General features: G+C 70.6%; 16 protein-coding genes. 4 read left to right on the forward strand and 12 right to left on the reverse strand.

What is annotated here, in order from left to right:
• Positions 1-129: 129 nt before the first annotated feature.
• From C8250_RS26965 to C8250_RS26975, 3 genes are all read left to right on the forward strand, one after another.
• Positions 130-1,449, forward strand: a complete 1,320-nt coding sequence (locus tag C8250_RS26965; protein WP_138352120.1) for a PhoH family protein — start codon at positions 130-132, stop codon at positions 1,447-1,449.
• A gap of 403 nt (positions 1,450-1,852) precedes the next feature.
• Positions 1,853-2,542 carry a transglycosylase SLT domain-containing protein gene (locus tag C8250_RS26970; RefSeq protein ID WP_138352119.1) on the forward strand — a complete coding sequence of 230 codons (690 nt, stop codon included), beginning with the start codon at positions 1,853-1,855 and terminating at the stop codon, positions 2,540-2,542.
• A gap of 193 nt (positions 2,543-2,735) precedes the next feature.
• Complete coding sequence (locus tag C8250_RS26975) at positions 2,736-4,127, forward strand: AI-2E family transporter (protein WP_138352118.1); 1,392 nt, start codon at positions 2,736-2,738, stop codon at positions 4,125-4,127.
• Positions 4,128-4,209: 82 nt separating this feature from the next.
• On the opposite strand, the gene C8250_RS26980 is transcribed toward C8250_RS26975, so the two are convergent.
• Positions 4,210-4,743 carry an alkyl hydroperoxide reductase gene (locus C8250_RS26980; protein WP_138352117.1) on the reverse strand — a complete coding sequence of 178 codons (534 nt, stop codon included), beginning with the start codon at positions 4,741-4,743 and terminating at the stop codon, positions 4,210-4,212.
• A gap of 6 nt (positions 4,744-4,749) precedes the next feature.
• Positions 4,750-5,304, reverse strand: coding sequence for a peroxiredoxin (locus C8250_RS26985; protein WP_138352116.1), 555 nt, complete (start codon positions 5,302-5,304; stop codon positions 4,750-4,752).
• Positions 5,305-5,450: 146 nt separating this feature from the next.
• Here C8250_RS26985 and C8250_RS26990 point away from each other — a divergent pair, with 146 nt between their 5' ends.
• On the forward strand, positions 5,451-6,455 hold the full coding sequence (locus tag C8250_RS26990) for a hydrogen peroxide-inducible genes activator (protein ID WP_244809374.1): 1,005 nt from the start codon (positions 5,451-5,453) through the stop codon (positions 6,453-6,455).
• Positions 6,456-6,498: 43 nt separating this feature from the next.
• Here C8250_RS26990 and C8250_RS26995 read toward each other — a convergent pair whose 3' ends face one another.
• The 10 genes from C8250_RS26995 to C8250_RS27040 all read right to left on the reverse strand — a co-directional run bounded on the left by C8250_RS26995 (position 6,499) and on the right by C8250_RS27040 (position 18,373).
• A complete protein-coding gene (locus C8250_RS26995) occupies positions 6,499-8,919 on the reverse strand; it encodes an FtsX-like permease family protein (protein WP_244809376.1) in 2,421 nt (806 codons plus the stop codon).
• Entirely contained in the window at positions 8,916-9,617 is a 702-nt protein-coding gene (locus C8250_RS27000) for an ABC transporter ATP-binding protein (RefSeq protein WP_138352114.1), read from the reverse strand. Before C8250_RS27000 ends, C8250_RS26995 begins: the two co-directional genes overlap by 4 nt.
• Positions 9,614-10,138, reverse strand: a complete 525-nt coding sequence (locus tag C8250_RS27005) for a PadR family transcriptional regulator (RefSeq protein ID WP_138352113.1) — start codon at positions 10,136-10,138, stop codon at positions 9,614-9,616. Before C8250_RS27005 ends, C8250_RS27000 begins: the two co-directional genes overlap by 4 nt.
• Before the next feature lie 77 nt (positions 10,139-10,215).
• Positions 10,216-10,494 (reverse strand): hypothetical protein, encoded by a 279-nt coding sequence (locus C8250_RS27010; protein ID WP_138352112.1) that lies wholly within the window; start codon positions 10,492-10,494, stop codon positions 10,216-10,218.
• Positions 10,491-11,438 (reverse strand): SPFH domain-containing protein, encoded by a 948-nt coding sequence (locus C8250_RS27015; protein ID WP_138352111.1) that lies wholly within the window; start codon positions 11,436-11,438, stop codon positions 10,491-10,493. Before C8250_RS27015 ends, C8250_RS27010 begins: the two co-directional genes overlap by 4 nt.
• A gap of 166 nt (positions 11,439-11,604) precedes the next feature.
• Positions 11,605-13,053: a catalase gene (locus C8250_RS27020; RefSeq protein ID WP_138352110.1), complete on the reverse strand. Its 1,449-nt coding sequence runs from the start codon at positions 13,051-13,053 to the stop codon at positions 11,605-11,607.
• Positions 13,054-13,200: 147 nt separating this feature from the next.
• On the reverse strand, positions 13,201-15,531 hold the full coding sequence (locus tag C8250_RS27025) for a SpoIIE family protein phosphatase (protein ID WP_244809378.1): 2,331 nt from the start codon (positions 15,529-15,531) through the stop codon (positions 13,201-13,203).
• Positions 15,464-16,132, reverse strand: coding sequence for a class I SAM-dependent methyltransferase (locus C8250_RS27030; RefSeq protein WP_138358591.1), 669 nt, complete (start codon positions 16,130-16,132; stop codon positions 15,464-15,466). The genes C8250_RS27025 and C8250_RS27030 overlap by 68 nt, the downstream gene beginning before the upstream one ends.
• A 133-nt stretch (positions 16,133-16,265) precedes the next feature.
• A complete protein-coding gene (locus C8250_RS27035; RefSeq protein ID WP_138358593.1) occupies positions 16,266-16,943 on the reverse strand; it encodes a DUF402 domain-containing protein in 678 nt (225 codons plus the stop codon).
• A gap of 23 nt (positions 16,944-16,966) precedes the next feature.
• Positions 16,967-18,373: a class II fumarate hydratase gene (locus tag C8250_RS27040; RefSeq protein WP_138358595.1), complete on the reverse strand. Its 1,407-nt coding sequence runs from the start codon at positions 18,371-18,373 to the stop codon at positions 16,967-16,969.
• Between the last annotated feature and the right edge of the window lie 47 nt (positions 18,374-18,420).

Here is an 18,420-nt window from a genome sequence, read left to right on the forward strand (position 1 = left end):
CCGGGAGGCCCATTGCCCACGGACGTGCCGTTTACGGAGGGCCGCGGACCGGCCCACGCGCCCGGTCCCGGCCCAGTACAGCGCGACGTTGTCGCACCCCGACCTCTGCCCGAGGGGGTTCGTCCACACGTGGTGAAAAGCAAGAATCGCCGGGAGCACGACCGGCGCACTTACGTCCTCGACACCAGCGTCCTGCTTGCCGACCCCAATGCCCTCACCCGCTTCGACGAGCACGAAGTCGTGCTCCCGGTGGTGGTGGTCACGGAGTTGGAGGCCAAGCGGGCCCATCCAGAGCTCGGCTACTTCGCCCGACAGGCGTTGCGGCTGCTCGACGACTTCCGGATCAAGTACGGGCGTCTCGACGCCCCGATCCCGATCGGCGAGCTGGGTGGCACGCTCCGCGTCGAACTGAACCACTCGGACCCCGGGGTGCTCCCCGTCGGGTTCCGGCTAGGTGACAACGATTCGCGCATTCTGGCGGTCGCCCGCAACCTCCAGGCCGAGGGGTACGACGTCACGGTCGTCTCCAAGGACCTGCCGCTGCGGGTGAAAGCCTCCTCCGTCGGCCTCGCGGCCGAGGAGTACCGGGCCGAGCTGGCGATCACGTCGGGCTGGACCGGTATGGAGGAGCTGCTGGTCGACGCGGAGGAGGTGGACAGGCTCTACGCGGAAGAGGTCATCGTCCTGCCCGAGGCGGGCGACCTGCCCGTGCACACCGGACTGGTCCTCCAGTCCGAGCGCGGCAAGGCGCTCGGCCGGGTGACCGAGGACGGCCGGGTGCGGCTGGTGCGCGGCGACCGGGAGGCCTTCGGGCTGCACGGCCGCAGCGCGGAACAGCGGGTCGCGCTGGATCTGCTGCTCGATCCCGATGTGGGGATCGTGTCGCTGGGCGGCCGGGCCGGCACCGGCAAGTCGGCACTGGCCCTGTGCGCGGGCCTGGAGGCGGTGCTGGAGCGTCAGCAGCACCGCAAGGTGATGGTCTTCCGGCCGCTGTACGCGGTCGGCGGACAGGAGCTGGGATACCTGCCGGGCAGTGAGTCGGAGAAGATGAGCCCCTGGGCTCAGGCTGTCTTCGACACCCTGTCCGCGGTGACATCGAAGGAGGTCATCGAGGAGGTCGTGGCGCGGGGCATGCTCGAAGTGCTGCCACTGACCCACATCCGCGGCCGGTCGCTCCACGACGCGTTCGTGATCGTGGACGAGGCCCAGTCGCTCGAACGGAACGTCCTGTTGACCGTTCTGTCGCGTATCGGTGCCGGATCGCGGGTCATTCTGACCCATGACGTGGCACAGCGGGACAACTTGAGGGTCGGGCGGTACGACGGTGTGGTGGCCGTCGTCGAAAAGCTCAAGGGACATCCGCTCTTCGCGCACATCACCCTGAACCGGTCCGAACGCTCCCCGATCGCCGCATTGGTGACGGAGTTGCTGGAGGACAACGGGGTATGACCCGGTAACCGTGCGTGAGTTGAGGCTGCTGCGTCCCCAAGGGGCGCAGCAGCCTAGCGTTGTGGGGCGCGCCGCGCCGGGGTTTTCCGCTCATGAAGCCGTGTGACGTTTGCCACGCATCCGTAAATTGCTTGACGGCCTTCCCTTCCCGCTAGGGTGTGACGCTGTCAGGCCCCGCTTACGGCGCACCCACACCCCCAGCGGTGTGGAACCCCAGAACTGAACAGCGTTGCCGCCGTAAGCCGCCCGAGCACCACGCGGAATCCCGTCAGGGACCCGCACCGGGCCAGTGCCCCCGTGACCAGTCGGACCGTTCGCGGTCCGGAACAAGGGGAGGCCAGCGTTCAGGGGCACGATTCGGTCCGCGAGGTCACCACGCGGACGGTGCTGGAAGGACAATCGTGTGAGCCGGATCTCGGTCCGGGGATTCGCAGTGGCCTCGGCCACCGCAGTCACCACCGTGGGCGCCGTAGTCGGCGTCGCAGCAGGCGCTGACCAGGGCTCCAACCAGCCTGTCGAGGCCGCCGGCGCGACGACCGTACTCGCGGACATACCCGCTGGCCAGCAGGTTCAGCAGGCTTCACTGACGCAGCAGGCGCAGGCACAGTCCGACGCCGCCGACGCGACAGCGAAGAAGGCAGCCGAGGACAGCGCGCGCCAGCAGGCAGCCAAGGACGCCTCCGCCAAGAAGAAGGCCGCCGACGAAGCGGCCGCCAAGGCGAAGGAAGCCCGGGAACTGGAGGCGAAGGCGGCGGCGAGCCGTTCCGCGGAGCGTGCGACGTTCGCGGTCAAGAGCTCGTACACGACGGCCGAAGTCAAGGCCATGGCCCTGCAGATCGTCGGCTCCAGCCAGTTCCAGTGCTTCTCCAACATCGTGGAGCACGAGAGCGGCTGGGACTACACGGCGACCAACCAGTCCTCTGGCGCGTACGGACTCGTGCAGTCCTACCCGGGCTCGAAGATGGCTTCCGTCGGCGCCGACTGGCGGACCAATCCGGCCACGCAGATCAAGTGGGGCCTCAACTACATGAACGAGCGGTACGACAGCCCGTGCGGTGCCTGGTCCTACTGGCAGCAGCACCACTCGTACTGAGTCACGGCGGCCGGTTCGTCCCGGTATCAGGTGAGCTTTCCCGTGTGCCCCCCGACCCCAGCCGGTCGGGGGGCACACGCATGAGCGGAGCGGTACAGGGCGGGCGGCAGGAGAGGCAACCCCGGGCACGGGTAACGTCGTCCTCCTCACCGATGCCGGTGCGGGTGCCGGAACGAAGGGGCAGGGGAACGCGATGTCGGAAAAGCGCCATTGGAGCGCGGTGGTTGCCTCCAAGCTGGCCAAGCTCGCCGACCGCCTCGACGAACGGCGCGCGGAGGTGACGGCCGAACAGGACGAGCAGCCCGACGCCCCGCCGCCGAAGACCAGGCCGCGACCGCATGTCCCGCGGAAGGCCGGATCCGGGACCGCAGCCGGGTCCGAGCCGAGGCCCGCGCCCAAGGCCGTGGCGGCCGCCGGCCATCCGCCGCAGGCGCCGGGCGGCGCACAGCTGCCCGACCCGCTGGGCGTCGTGCCGTGGAGCATGCGCGTCGCGGCCGAGGTCGCCTGGCGGCTGCTGGTACTGGCCGGCACCGTCTGGGTGCTGATGCGGATCATCGGCGCCATCCAACTGGTCGTCCTGGCCTTCGTCGCCGCGCTCCTCATCACCGCGCTGCTCCAGCCCGTCGTGGGCCGGCTCAGACGCGCCGGGGTACCGCGCGGCCTCGCCACCGGCATCACCTTCATCGGCGGCTTCGTGCTGATGGGCCTGGTCGGCTGGTTCGTCGTGTGGCAGGTGATGGACAACGTCGACGACCTGTCCACCAAGCTCACCGACGGCGTCGCCGAGATGAAGCGCTGGCTGCTCAACAGCCCGTTCCACGTCACCGAGGACCAGATCAACCAGCTCGCCAAGAACCTCACCGACACCATCAGCACGAACACCAAGGCCGTCACCGACGCCGGCCTCCAGGGCGTCACCGTCATCGTCGAACTGCTCACCGGCATGCTGCTCGCGATGTTCAGCACGCTCTTCCTGCTCTACGACGGCCGCAACATCTGGAACTGGACCCTCAAGCTCTTCCCGGCCGCCGCCCGCGACGGGCTGGCGGGCGCCGGGCCGCGCGCCTGGCGGACGCTGACGCTCTACGTGCGCGGCACGGTGATAGTGGCCCTCATCGACGCCGTCTTCATCGGCGTGGGCATCTGGTTCCTGAACGTGCCGATGGCGGTGCCGCTGGCCGTCGTCATCTTCGTCGCCGCCTTCGTCCCGCTGGTCGGCGCGGTCGCCTCGGGCGCGCTGGCGATGGTCGTCGCGCTCGTGACCGAGGGGCCGTTCACCGCCCTGATGGTGCTCATCGTGGTGCTCGCGGTCCAGCAGATCGAGGGCCACATCCTGCAGCCCTTCATCCTCGGCCGCGCCGTCCGCGTCCACCCGCTGGCCGTGGTGCTCTCCGTCGCCGCCGGCTCGCTCATCGCCGGCATCGGCGGCGCCGTCGTCGCGGTCCCGCTCGTCGCCGTGACGAACACGGTCGTCGGCTACCTCCGCAGCCACGCCCGGGAGGCCGCCATGGTCACCGAGCCCGGCCCGCACGGCGCCACGGTCGAGGAGCTCGCCCCGATCGGCGGCCTGGCGGAGGAGAGCTAGCACCTGGGCACGCACAACCGCACACGTACAGCGGGCCCCCGACCATCGGTCGGGGGCCCGCTGCGTGATGCGGTGCGGCTGCTCAGCCGGCGATGACGGCCTCGGCGTCCAGCGTCGTTCCGACCGCCTGGACGACGGCGGCGATCTTGACCGCTTCCTGGATCGTCTCGCGCGAGACGTCCGCCTTGCGCAGTACGGCCTCGTGCGAGTCCAGGCACTGGCCGCAGCCGTTGACGGCCGAGACCGCCAGCGACCACAGCTCGAAGTCGACCTTCTCCACACCCGGGTTGCCGATGACGTTCATCCGCAGCCCCGCGCGCAGCGTGCCGTACTCCGGGTCCGACAGCAGGTGCCGGGTCCGGTAGAAGACGTTGTTCATCGCCATGATCGCGGCAGCGGACTTGGCGGCGGTGTACGCCTCGGGGGAGAGGTTGGCCTTGGCCTCCGGCTCCAGCTCGCTCAGCACCCGCGGCGAACGCGACGCGATGGCGACGGCGAGCACCGTGCCCCACAGCTGCTGCTGCGGAAGCTCGGAGTTACCGATGACCGAACCGAGGTTCAGCTTCAGGTCCTTGGCGTAGTCGGGCAGCGCCGACTTGAGGTTGTCCAGCGACATACCGGATCACTCGCCCGCGAGGAGCGCGACCGGGTCGAGGGTCGTCTCGCCCTTGCTCCAGTTGCACGGGCACAGCTCGTCGGTCTGCAGGGCGTCGAGCACCCGCAGCACCTCCTTGGGGTTACGCCCCACGGAACCGGCGGTCACCATCGTGAACTGGATCTCGTTGTTGGGGTCGACGATGAACACGGCACGCTGCGCGAAGCCGTCCTCGCCCTCGACGCCGCAGTCGCGCATGAGCTCGTGCTTGGAGTCCGCGAGCATCGGGAAGGGCAGGTCACGCAGATCGGCGTGGTCCTTGCGCCAGGCGTGGTGCACGAACTCGGAGTCGCCGGAAACGCCGAGGATCTGGGCGTCGCGGTCGGCGAACTCGTCGTTCAGCTTGCCGAACGCGGCGATCTCGGTCGGGCAGACGAAGGTGAAGTCCTTCGGCCAGAAGAACACCACGCGCCACTTGCCCTCGTACGACTTGTGGTCGATCTGGGCGAAGGCCTTGTCCGCGTCGAGATCGACGCAGGCAGTCAGGTCGTAGGTGGGGAACTTGTCACCGACAGTGAGCACGCGCTCTCCTTGAAACATTGGAAATCCCTTTTGAGGCTTTCCAGAGGGTTGGACGTATTCCACCCTCCCATGGCGTCTATTGATCACAGAAATAGCTAGACTCGACGGCGTTGATCGGAGTCGCCTATCAGTAGCCCGGAGTGTCAGTGAGCAAGCAGCCCAGCCTGTCCCAGTTGCGGGCCTTCGCCGCCGTGGCCGAGTACCTGCACTTCCGTGATGCGGCGGCGTCCATCGGGACCAGTCAGCCGGCGCTCTCCGGTGCGGTCGCCGCGCTGGAGGAGACGTTGGGAGTGCAGCTGGTCGAGCGGACGACGCGCAGGGTGCTGCTCACCGCGGCGGGGGAGCGGATCGCGGCGCGGACACGGAGCGTGCTCGACGCCGTGGGGGAGCTGATGGAGGAGGCGGAGGCGGCGCGGGCGCCGTTCACGGGAGTGTTGCGGCTCGGGGTGATTCCGACCGTCGCGCCGTATCTGCTGCCGACGGTGCTGCGGCTGGTCCATGTCCGCTACCCGGCGCTGGATCTGCAGGTGCACGAGGAGCAGACGTCGTCACTGCTGGAGGGGCTGACCGGTGGGCGGCTCGATCTGCTGCTGCTCGCGGTGCCGCTCGGGATGCCCGGGGTGACCGAACTGCCGCTCTTCGACGAGGACTTCGCCGTGGTCGCACCGCAGGGGCACTGGCTGGCCGGACGGCAGGCCATTCCCCGTGAGGCGCTGCGGGAGATGGACCTGCTGCTGCTCGACGAGGGGCACTGCCTGCGCGACCAGGCGCTCGACATCTGCCGGGAGGCCGGGCGGCCGGGCGGCGTTCCGGTGACGACCACCGCGGCCGGGCTGTCCACGCTCGTGCAGCTGGTCGCGGGCGGGCTCGGGGTGACGCTGCTGCCGCGGACCGCGCTGCTGGTGGAGACCGGGCGCAACGACCAGCTGTCGACCGGGTACTTCGCGGATCCCGCGCCGTCACGGCGGATCGCGCTCGCGATGCGCGGCGGGACCGCCCGCGCGGAGGAGTTCACGGCCTTCGCGGCCGCGCTGCGCGAGGCGCTGCGGCCGCTGCCGGTGCGCGTCCTCGACGCGGAGGACGCGGAGGCAGCGGAGAACGTGACGGACGGGGCGGACGTGTTGGAGTACGCCGACGCCGGCCGGGCCTGAGGGAAGCAGGTCCGGCCGGCGTCGGTGCCGGAATCCGGTGGGGTTACTCGGTCCGCAGACCGTCCGGGCGCATCATGCGCCACAGCGGCGGCAGGCTGAGCAGCGTGACGAGCAGGACCACGCCCGCCCCGACGCCCGTCATCGTCGCGGCACTCGCCCAGTCGACGCGGATCGGTGAGCCGACCATCTTCAGCAGCACGGAGCCGAGTCCGAGGCCGCCGATCACCGCCAGCGCCAGGCCGAGGGCGACCGGTAGCGCGGTCTGCCACAGCACCGACAGCCCGAGGGTGGAGCGCCGGGTGCCGAAGGCGATCAGCACCGCGAGCAGCTTCTTGCGCTCGCGCAGCTGCTCCAGCATCGAGACCAGCAGGCTGATGCCGATCAGCAGCAGGGTGGTGACCGCGCCGATCAGCAACCCGCGCTTGATGCTGGTGTACTTGCGCACCGTGCGGGTGCCTTCGAGCGTGTAGGTGTTCGCGCTCTCGCCCAGCCGGGCCGTGGTGTTGCGGACGTACTCCTCCGCGTCCGGCCGTTGCGCGTCGAGCTTGATCAGCACCGTGGCGCGCGCTTGCTGCGTCCGGGCCACGTCCAGGGTGCCGGGGGTGGCGAGGATGCCCCACTGCACGTCGCCGTTGGGGCTGGTGCGGGACTTGACCGTGCGGGCGGTGGCCGGGACGGTCCACGGCCGGGGCGGGCCGGTCAGCACGCCGCTCTGCGGGGCGTTGAGGTCCAGCCGGGCGCCGGCCTTGGAGATGTCGGGCGGGGTGGTGTACGACGCGTCCGGCAGGACGCGGTAGACGCTTCCGTCGGCGCAGTCGCCGACGGCGGCGATCTCGGCGAGTGCGGCGCAGTCGCCGACGATCACCGGGAACTCCAGGATCTCGCCCGCGGCGTCGGGGTTGCCGGAGGCCTTCGCCTTCGCCGCCGCGCCGTCGGGGATGGCGGACGTCTGGACGAGACCGAGCGCTGAGCGCACTCCGGGGGTGGTCCGGTAGGCCTGGAACGCGGCGGTCGCCTGCGGGCCGTCGGTGACATCGACGCTCGCCTGCATCTGGGCCCGGTTCGGGTCCTTGCCGGTGTCGGAGGTGAAGCCGCTCTCGATGCCGCTGAACAGCATCTGCAGGGCGATGGCGCCGGCCACCGCGACGGTGATGCCGTTGACCATCCGGGCGGAGGCGCCGCTGTTGAGCTGCAGACGGCGGGTGGCGAGCTGCCAGGGGATCCGGCCGCCGCCGAAGCGGTTGACGATCATCTCGACGAGCCAGGGCAGGACGGCGGTGACACCGACGAGCAGCAGGATCGCGCCCGCCGAGATCTGGTACGCGTTGAGGTCCGCGTTGCCCTGGACGCCGCCGAACAGCGGGGCCAGCAGCGCCAGTCCGGCGACCGGAATGAGCAGCCGCCACCACAGGCGGCGCTTGCGCAGTGCCGCGTTGCGGACGACCCCCAGCGGTTCGATGGCGATACCGCGCAGCGCGAGGACGGTGACCGCGACGGCCGCCGCCGGGACGCCGAGCACGATCAGCAGGGCGAGGCCGGTGCCGGGCCGGACGTCGGAGGGGAAGACGCTCAGCCTGTACAGCTCGATCTGCCCGGTGAAGTGTCGTCCCAGCAGGAAGAACCCGAGGCCGAACACGAGCCCGACGACCGCGCCGACGAGTGCCTCGCCGGCCGCGATCCGTCGGGTCATCCGGGTGTCGGCGCCGACCAGCCGCAGTGCGGCGAGCCGCCGGTCGCGGCGTTCGCCGCCGAATCGGACGGCGGTGGCGATGAGGATGGCCACCGGCATCAGCAGCACCACGAGGCCGATGATGACGAGCAGGGTCAGGACCGCGCCCAGCCCCTCGGAGCTGCGCCGGGCGCCGCCGATCGTGTCGACGCGGGTGGCGTGTGCGTCGGTGAGGGTGTCGCTGCCCGCGTAGTAGACGAGTTCGGCGGGGCCGAGCAGTCCGGCCTTGGCGATGGTGCCGGTGACGCGGTAGTTGAGCCGCTCCTTGAGCAGCTTGCCCTCGGAGGAGTCCAGCAGCTTGGCGAGCGCGGGGGAGACGGTCATCTCGCCCGGGGCCGGGACCCTGCTCAGGCCGGGCGGTACCGGCGGCTTGTCGCCGTCGGGGTCCAGGACCCGGCCGTAGACGTCCACGCCGTGGTAGACGGTGTCGGTGTTGTTGATCAGCATGGTCGACGCGGTCGGCTTCAGCTTCTCGCCGAAGTACATGTCGTCACGGTCGTGGCTGCGATCCGAGCGGGCCTGCATCATCGCCGGGACGGCGGACGCGAGCAGCAGCACCGCCACGCCGAGGCCGACGCCGACGGCGGTCAGCAGGTTGCGGATCCAGCCTTCCTTGCCGCCGGCGAGCGTGAAGCGCGCGCCGAGCGCGAGGTCGCGGACCCAGGTACGGGCGTCGGTGCGCGGCAGGGTGCGTGGAGGAGTGGTGCGCGGGGCGTTCTCCGAGGGCGTGCTCACGCGACCCGCTCCATGTCACGGGACTTGCCGTCGCGTACGACGATCTCGCGGTCGGAGTACGCGGCGACCCGCGCTTCGTGGGTCACCAGGACGACGGCCGCGCCGGTGTCCCGGGCGGCGTCGGTCAGCAGCCGCATGACGCGCTCGCCGTTGAGGGAGTCCAGGGCGCCGGTCGGCTCGTCCGCGAAGATCACCCGGGGTCCGCCGACCAGCGCACGGGCCACCGCGACCCGCTGGCCCTGGCCGCCGGAGACCTCGCCGGGGCGCTTGTGCCCGAGGTCGTCGACCTCCAGCCGGTGCAGCCACTCGGTGGCCAGCCGCTCGGCCTCCTTGCGCTTGGCGCCGTTCAGCCGCAGCGGCAGCGCCACGTTCTCGACGCAGGTCAGCTCGGGGACGAGCTGGCCGAACTGGAAGACGAACCCGAAGTCACCGCGGCGCAGCGCGCTGCGGGCGGCGTCCGACATGGCGGACAGCTCTTCGCCCCGGTACAGGACCTTGCCGGCGTCGGGCCGCACGATGCCGGCCAGGCAGTGCAGCAGCGTCGACTTGCCGGAGCCGGAGGGGCCCATCACGGCCACGACCTCGCCGGAGCGGATCGTGAAGTCGGCGCCGTCCAGGGCGGGGGTGGGGCCGTAGGTCTTGTGCAGCGCGTCGGCGGAGAGCAGCGGCGTGCTGGGCTGAGGGGTGGAGCTGGTCACTTGCGTACCTCCGTCGCGAGCTGGTCGAGCCGGGCGGCGGTGAGTTCCAGCCACCGCAGATCCGCCTCGAGGTGGAAGAGAGCGTGATCGCAGATCAGCTGGTCGGCGAGGTCGCCGCTGGACTTGCGACGGGTCAGTTCCCGCATGAGCCGCAGATGCTCGGCGCGCTGGGTGTCCAGCAGGTCGATGGCGCTGCGGCCGGTCAGCAGGGCGAGGACGACCTTCGTGTACAGGGTCGTCTGCAGATACGGCTCGGGCTTCTCGGGCTGGGCGAGCCACGTCTCGACGTCGGTCAGTCCGGCGTCGGTGATCGCGTACCGCTTGCGCTCGGGGCCGCTGCCGGGCTCTATGCCCTCGACCTCCACGAGCCCGTTCTTCAGGAGTCGGGCCATCGTCGAGTAGACCTGCCCGTAGTGCAGCGGGCGGTCGTGGCCGAAGCGTTCGTCGAAGGCGCGCTTGAGGTCGTAACCATGGCGTGGGCCGGACTCAAGAAGCCCGAGCAGGGTGTGGCCGATTGACATGCGAGCACTCTACATGACGTGTATACGTGGTGTGTATAGACGTGGTGTGTAGTTGATCATCGCAGGTCAAGCCACTCCTATCGGCTCTCGATCCCTTTTCCTCCCTCTGCCGACGGTTCTGTCTGCGACTCTGCGGACGGCTCCGCCGACCGGGCCGGACGGCCGCGGCGGGGGATCGGCCCGGCGGCGCCGGGGAGGCGCCCGGCCTCGGCGAGCGCCCGGCGCAGCAGGAACTCGATCTGCGCGTTGGTGCTGCGGAGCTCGGTCGCCGCCCACGTCGCGATGGCGTCGTGGACGGCGGGGTCGAGCCTCAGCAGCACCTGCTTGCGGGCGGCGCGGCCGGTGCGTTCCGTCACTGGTAGAGGGTCCCGGTGTTGAGTACGGGCTGGGCGGCGCGGTCACCGCACAGGACCACGAGCAGGTTGCTGACCATGGCGGCCTTGCGCTCCTCGTCGAGCTCGACGATGCCCTGCTCGGAGATCCGGGTCAGTGCGGACTCGACCATGCCGACCGCGCCCTCGACGATGGTCTGGCGGGCGGCTACGATCGCGCCGGCCTGTTGGCGCTGGAGCATCGCGGAGGCGATCTCGGGGGCGTAGGCGAGGTGCGTGAAGCGGGACTCGATGATCTTCACGCCGGCCGCGCCGACCCGTGCGGCGATCTCGACGGAGAGCTTCTCGGTGATCTCCTCGGCGTTGCCGCGCAGCGACAGGCCCTCCACATCGTGCGCGTCGTACGGGTAGTTCGTCGCGATGTGCCGGACGGCGGTGTCGGTCTGGATCGCGATGAACTCCACGAAGTCGTCGACCTCGAAGACCGCCTGCGCGGAGTCCCTGACCTGCCAGACGACGACCGCGGCCAGCTCGATCGGGTTGCCGTACGAGTCGTTGACCTTCAGGACCGCGGTCTCGTGGTTGCGGATCCGGGTGGAGATCTTGCGGCGGCTGGTGAACGGGTTCACCCAGCGCAGCCCGTCCTGGCGGATGGTGCCCTGGTAGCGGCCGAAGAGCTGGCAGACGCGGGCTTCGCCGGGGGCGACCTGGGTGAGGCCGAACATGGTGATGAAGGCGGCGATCGCGATCAGCACACCGGCGCCGATCAGGACGCCCGCCAGCGCGCCGCCGCTGTCCTTGGCCTGGGCGATGCCGACGATGAAGAGCGCGATGCCGCCGAACAGCACCGGCACGGCGATCAGCAGGAAGGGCAGCCCCGGCATGCCGACGGCCACCCGTTCGGTGACATGCGGGGCAGGCATCTCAGGGATCTCGGACTGGAGATCGGTGGTGCGGTTCTCGGACATGGGTCCCCCGTTCACAGTGCTCGGCGCGCTCATTCGCCCGCCTAGCAAAGTGATAGCACATTAATCATCCGCAAGCTATGGGTAGACGATGCAGCCCCGGGGCACGGAGGGGGGTAACACGTGCGCCGGGGCTGCGGTTTCGAGGGGCGGAGGTGCTGCGGCGGGGTCAGCCGCTCTTGACGGCGACCGAGATCCGGTCGCCGACCTCCTTGTCGATGGAGCGCCAGTACTGCAGCGCCCGCTCCAGGACGGGTGCGCTGACACCCTTCAGCAGATGGCCGGAAACGTTCGTCACCAGCCGGGCGCGGGCAGCGTCGTCGAGCACCTGCCGCACCTGTGTGCCGGCCTGTCCCCAGTCGTCGTCCTCGCGGTGCGGCGCGTACGCCTCCCGCACCATCTCGCCCGCGCTCGCCCAGCCCGCCGGCTCACCGAACCGCTCGGTGTCGGCGGCCGGACCCCCGTAGGAGTTCGGCGCGTACACGGCGGCCGTACGGGACGGCTCGTACCGCATCGGGCCGTCCTTGGCGTACGAGTAGACCGGCGAGTGCGGCCGGTTCGGGGGCAGTTGTGCGTAGTTCGGGCCGATCCGGTACCGGTGGGTGTCCGGGTACGAGAAGAGCCGGCCGATCAGCATCTTGTCCGGGGACGGGCCGATGCCCGGCACCATGTTCGACGGTTCGAAGGCTGCCTGCTCGATGTGGACGAAGAAATCCTCCGGGTTCCTGTCCAGCGTCATCCGGCCGACCTCGATCAGCGGGTAGTCGCCGTGCGGCCACACCTTGGTCAGATCGAACGGGTTGAACCGGTACCCGGACGCGTCCTCGAACGGCATGACCTGCACCTTCAACGTCCACGAAGGGTGCTCGCCGCGCTTGATCGTCTCGAACAGATCGCGCCGGAAGGCATCGGGGTCCTCGCCGGCCAGCGCGTCCGCGTCGGCCTGGGTGAGGAAGTCGATGCCCTGGTCGGTGATGAAGTGGTATTTGATCCAGAACCGCTGCCCGGCGCCGTTGACCCACATGAAGGTGTGCGAGCCGTAGCCGTTCATGTGGCGGAAGTTCTTCGGGATGCCGCGGTCGCCCATCAGCCAGGTGACCATGTGCGCGGTCTCCGGGGAGAGCGTCCAGAAGTCCCACTGCATGTCGTTGTCGCGCATGCCGTTGTCGGCGCGGCGCTTCTGCGAGCGGATGAAGTCCTGGAACTTCTGCGGATCGCGGACGAAGAACACGGGCGTGTTGTTGCCCACCAGGTCGTAATTGCCCTGCTCCGTGTAGAACTTGAGCGCGAAGCCCCGAGGGTCGCGCCAGGAGTCCGGGCTGCCCTGCTCGCCCGCGACGGTGGAGAAGCGGGCCAGCATCTCGGTGCGCCGGCCCGGCTGGAAGAGATCGGCCTTGGTGAACTGGCTGACGTCGTTCGTGACCTCGAAGCTGCCGTAGGCTCCGCTGCCCTTGGCGTGCACCACCCGCTCGGGGACCCGTTCACGGTTGAACTGGGCCATCTTCTCGATCAGATAGTGGTCCTGCAGCAGGATCGGGCCGTCCGGCCCCACCGTGAGCGAATGCTCGTCGCTCTCCGCCGGGACACCGGCGTTGTTGGTGGTGTACGGGGTGCTCATCGCGTGTGTCTCCCGTTCGAGTCGAGAGTCCGGTACCGGGGCGTCGCTTCGACCACCCTTGCACCGAACCTCCCGCTCGGCACGCCGGGCGACAGCGGGGCGCCGGAGGCCGCGCGGCCTCCGGCACCCGGGCCCGGGTGCCGGGAACTACGGAATCGCCAGCTCGAACCAGACGACCTTGCCCGCACTCAGTCTTGTGGCCCCCCACCGCTGAGCCATCCGGCTGACGAGATACAGGCCGCGGCCACCCTCGTCCTGCGGCTGGGCGTGCCGCATCTGCGGCAGCAGCGGCGCGTCGTCGCCGACCTCGCAGCGCAGCACGTCGGTGCGCAGCAGCCGCAGCGTGATGGGCCGCTCGGCGTACCGGACGGCGTTGGTGACGATCTCGCTGACCAGGAGTTCGGTCGGCTCGATCAGGTGCTCCAGGTCCCAGCGGCGCAGCGCCTGGCGGGCGAGCCGCCGGGCCCGGCCGGCGGTCTGCGGCTGCGGCTCCAGGTACCAGTAGGCGACGTCGCTCGGCGAGATCCCGTCGAAGCGGGCGGCCAGCAGCGCGATGTCGTCGTCGCGGTCGCCGGGGCCGAGGATCTCCAGGATCTCGTCGCAGAGCGGTTCCAGCGGCGGCGGCGACAGCACGGTCGCGGCGTCGTGCAGCCGCTCGCGCAGCAGCTCGATGCCGCCCCAGACGTCCCGTGTCCGGGACTCGACGAGGCCGTCGGTGTACAGCACGAGGGTCGCGCCGGCCGGCGCCGGCAGCTCGACCGCCTCGAACGGCACCCCGCCGACGCCGATCGGCGCGCCCGGCGGTACCCGCAGCACCTCGGCCAGGCCGTTGGCGTGCAGCAGGATGGGCGGCGGGTGGCCGGCGTTGGCCACCACCAGCCGGTGCGCGATCGGGTCGTAGACCGCGTACACGCAGGTCGCCATGCGGTCGCTGCCGAGCCGCTGGGCCTGCTCGTCCAGGTGGTACAGCACCTCCTGCGGCGCCAGGTCGAGCCCCGCGAGGGTCTGCACCGTGGTGCGCAGCTGGCCCATGATCGCCGCCGAGGTCATGGAGTGGCCCATGACGTCGCCGACGACGAGCGCGACGCGGCTGCCGGGCAGCGGGATCGCGTCGTACCAGTCGCCACCGACCCGGGCCGATTCGGCGGCCGGCAGATAGCGGCTGGCGAGCCGGACCCCGGTGGGCTGCGGCAGGGAGTCGGGCAGCATCTCGCGTTGCAGCGCGTCCGCGATGTACGCCTCGCGTCCGTACAGCACCGCCTTGTCGACGCCCAGCGCCGTGTGGGTGGCGAGCTGGGCGGCGACCAGGAGGTCGTCGGACTCGAACGGCGGCCGGTCGGGGCGGCGCAGCAGTACGGCGGCGCCGATGACCCGGCGGCGGCCGCGCAGCGGGGCGAGTATCGCGCGGCGTCCGGTCGGCAGGACGGGCGGGTGCAGCGGTCTGTCGCTCCTGGCGGCACCCGGCTCGGGGTGTAATCCGGGCCGTTCTCCGGGCCGACCCGCGCCGGCGGAGGCCGAAGGACCCTCGCCGAAGCGCAGCAGTTCCTCCAGTGCGGCGGCGGACTGCGGGTGCTCCGCGAAGACCGGGCGTACGCCGCGCAGCACCTCGGCGAGCGGGCCGTCCAGCCGGACGAGGGTGCTCTCGGCGGCGCCGCCGTAGGCGGGCTCCGCGGGCACCGGGGCCAGCACGGTGCCGACGTAGGACTGCCCGCTGGGCTCGTCGAGGCCGCCGTCGGCGCGCCGCAGCCGGAGCACGAGCGGCCCTGACGGCCGTTCGTCGCCGACCGGCAGCGGGTCGCGGAGGTAGACCAGGATCGCGTCGGCGAACGCGGGGACGGCGGAGCGGCACAGGCCCAGCAGGATCTCGTCGAGGTCCAGACCGCGGGCGATCCGCCGGGTGGCCGCCCCGACGTACCGCAGCCGCTCGGCCTCCGAGCCCGAGGAAACCGCCGTACGGGTGCCGAGGGTGCCGGAGGCGCCGGGCGGGGTGGGCGGCGTGGAGAGGGGGGCGCGGGCGCCGCGGGGGGTGCGAGCGCCGCCGCGGGCTCCTCGTGGCGCGGATGGCTTGGCGGGCTCCATGGCGGCACCCCGCCCCTGGGTCCCGCGCGGCGGGGTGCTGGAGAACGACGCGTCGGCGGCGGCTTCGCGCCGGGGCGTGCCCGCGGCCTGCGCCGCCTGCCGGTCCCGTGCGGAACGGTCGTCGGGGAGCGCCTGGGGCGGCGAGGGCTGGTCCTCCCGGTCGGAGCCCGGGGGCAGGCGGAAGCCGCCGCGCGGGTCCGGCAGCGGTGCCGGCAGGGCGGCATCCGGTCCCGGTTGCCGCGCCGGGGGCGGGGGCGTGCGATCCGTGGTCACGCGAGTCGTTCCATCCGGTTGTGCGCCACGCGCTGGCCGCGGCGGGGATTGGGCCGTGTCAGGCGCGTCGTCGGCAGTAGAGGAAGAGCTGCTCCTCCGGCGGCACGTCGGTGCTCGCCGGTGCATAGGCGTACGACTCCTCCTCGATCACCTCGAAGCCCGCGTCCGCCACTACCTGGTGCAAATCATCCCGTAGATAACCGGATACCCGGATGGTGTTACCAAGGAACGGGATGGCGAAGTCGTCCACATCCGCTTCGACCATCGAGAGGATGAAGAGACCCGCGGGCTCCAGCAGATCATGGATGGCGCGCAATGCGTAGGGAATCTCCGCGCGCGGCAGCATCAGCAGCGAGAAGAAGGCCGCGACGCCGTCGAAACGTCCGAGGTCGAGGGGGCCGCCGGGGCGCAGGTCCGCGATGTCGCCCTGGTGGAACTCGGCCTCCGGCACGTACTGCGCGGCCAGCGCGAGCATGCCGGCGGACAGATCGACGCCGACGACCCGGTGTCCGGCCCCGGCGAGCTGCCGGGTGCTGGGCAGGCCGGTGCCGCAGCCCAGGTCGAGCACCCGCGATCCGGCGGGCAGCGTCTCCGCGAGCCACCGGCCCGCGGTGAGCTGGCCGTCCTTGTGGGGGAACGCCTCGTCGTACCGGTCGCCGATCGCGTCGAACGCTTCGGCCTGGCCGCCGCGGTCCCGCTTTATGTCCTCGTAGCCGCCGGTTCCCACTGCCTCGGTCCTCCTTGGTGCGCGTGGCTTGATGACTTGGCGTCAGGCTCTGGGTGCTGGTTGGGAATTGCGCGGTGTTGCGGAGCACGATCCTACGTTTGACGACCCGGGGCGCATCAAGGGGCTCACGAGGTCACTTTGCCGGACGGTTCCAGTCGTCCGGGAGTGACGGTACCGGCCAGCCGGGATCCGGGCGCCAGTCCTCCCAGCCGTCCCGGAAGGGCCGGCCCCAGGACCTGATGACCCCGGCCGCCTCCAGTCCGGCCGACCGTACCCGCTCGGCGCGTTCGGCGGGCATAAGGCCCGCGAGCTGCGCCTGGGCGAACTCGTCCTCGTCCAGCCAGTGCCAGCTGCGGTCCGGGCGGACCGCGATGTCGAGGAAGTGGTCCTCGGAGTCCAGACCGCCGGACCAGCGCCGGCGCGGCTCCTCCAGGTTCACGTACCAGTTCTTCAAATGCCACCTTTTGTCCCAGAAGAGCCAGACCGACCAGGGCTCGCCAGGGTGTGCGATTTTCAGCACACCCGCCCCCCACCACTGCTCGACGCGCGTAGTGCGCGGCTTGAGATAGCGGGTGGCGAGCGGCTCCCGGTTGATCGGGGAGCCATCGGTGAGCACCGGCTTCACACAGGAGGTACCGGGCGCCATCCAGACCGCGAGCAGCTCGGCGTCATCGCGCACGACGGTCACCGGGCGGCAGATGTGCAGCTCGTCGGTGCCGTTGCCCCGATAACGCCACAACACTTGCTCACCCGGCGACCAGTAGCCGCTGGTACCCGGCCCGTTTCCGTCAAGAAGAGTGTCGGCTGTCATGAACAGATCTTACGGATCAGCCCTTAAGGATGGGTCATGCGCAGCACATCCAACGCCGCGTCCAGCTGCTCCTCGGTCAGTTTTCCCTGTTCGACATAGCCCAGCTCGATCACCACGTCCCGGATGCGCTTGCGCTCCGCGACGGCTTTCTTGGCGACCTTGGCCGCCTCCTCGTAACCGATGTATTTGTTCAGCGGGGTGACCACCGAGGGCGAGGACTCCGCGTACTCACGGGCCCGCTCGACATTGGCGGTGATGCCGTCGACGGTGCGGTCGGCGAGCAGCCGGGAGACGTTGGCGAGCAGCCGGACGGATTCCAGCACATTCCTGGCGATGACCGGGAGCATCACATTGAGCTCGAAGTTCCCGGCGGCGCCGGCCATCGTGATCGTCAGGTCGTTGCCGGCGACCTGGGCCGCGACCATCAGCACGGCCTCCGGGATCACCGGATTGACCTTGCCCGGCATGATCGACGAGCCCGGCTGGAGATCGGGCAGGTTGATCTCGGCCAGTCCGGTCCGCGGTCCCGACGCCATCCAGCGCAGATCGTTGGAGATCTTGGTCAGGCCGACCGCGACCGTCTTGAGCTGCCCCGACGTCTCGACGATGCCGTCCCGGGCGCCCTGCGCCTCGAAGTGGTCGCGCGCCTCGGTCAGCGGCAGCCCGGTGGTCCGCGCCACCTCGGCGATCACCGCGGCCGAGAAACCGGGCGGGGTGTTGATGCCGGTGCCGACCGCGGTGCCGCCGAGCGGCAGCTCCGCCAGCCGGGGCAGCGCGCCCCGCAGCCGCTCGACGCCGTACCGGACCTGGGCCGCGTAGCCGCCGAACTCCTGGCCCAGCGTGACGGGCGTGGCGTCCATCAGATGCGTACGGCCGGACTTCACGACGTCCGCGAACTCGGCCGCCTTGCGCTCCAGGGACTCCGCGAGGTGCTCCAGCGCGGGCACGAGGTCGCGGGTGACGGCGGCGGTGGCCGCGATGTGGATGGACGACGGGAACACGTCGTTGGACGACTGTGACGCGTTGACGTGGTCGTTCGGATGCACGTCACGGCCCAGCCGCTCGGTGGCCAGCGTCGCGATGACCTCGTTGGCGTTCATGTTGGAGGACGTGCCGGAGCCGGTCTGGAAGACGTCGATGGGGAACTGGTCGTCCCAGCGGCCGTCCACCACCTCGGCCGCCGCCTCCTGGATCGCCTCGGCGATGTCCTTGTCCAGGACGCCGAGTCCGGCGTTCACCTTGGCGGCGGCCGCCTTGATCCGGGCCAGCGCCTCGATGTGCGCGCGCTCGATCCGCTGGCCGGAGATCGGGAAGTTCTCCACCGCCCGCTGGGTCTGGGCCCGCCATTTCGCGTCCGCGGGCACCCGTACCTCGCCCATCGAATCGTGCTCGATCCGGAAAGGCCGGTCCTGGGACTGCTCCTCGGGCATGGCTGGATTCCTCTCCTCGGCAACTCCTCGACAACATTCCCATTGTC

This window comes from Streptomyces sp. So13.3, from assembly GCF_005860785.2.
Taxonomy (GTDB): domain Bacteria; phylum Actinomycetota; class Actinomycetes; order Streptomycetales; family Streptomycetaceae; genus Actinacidiphila; species Actinacidiphila fildesensis.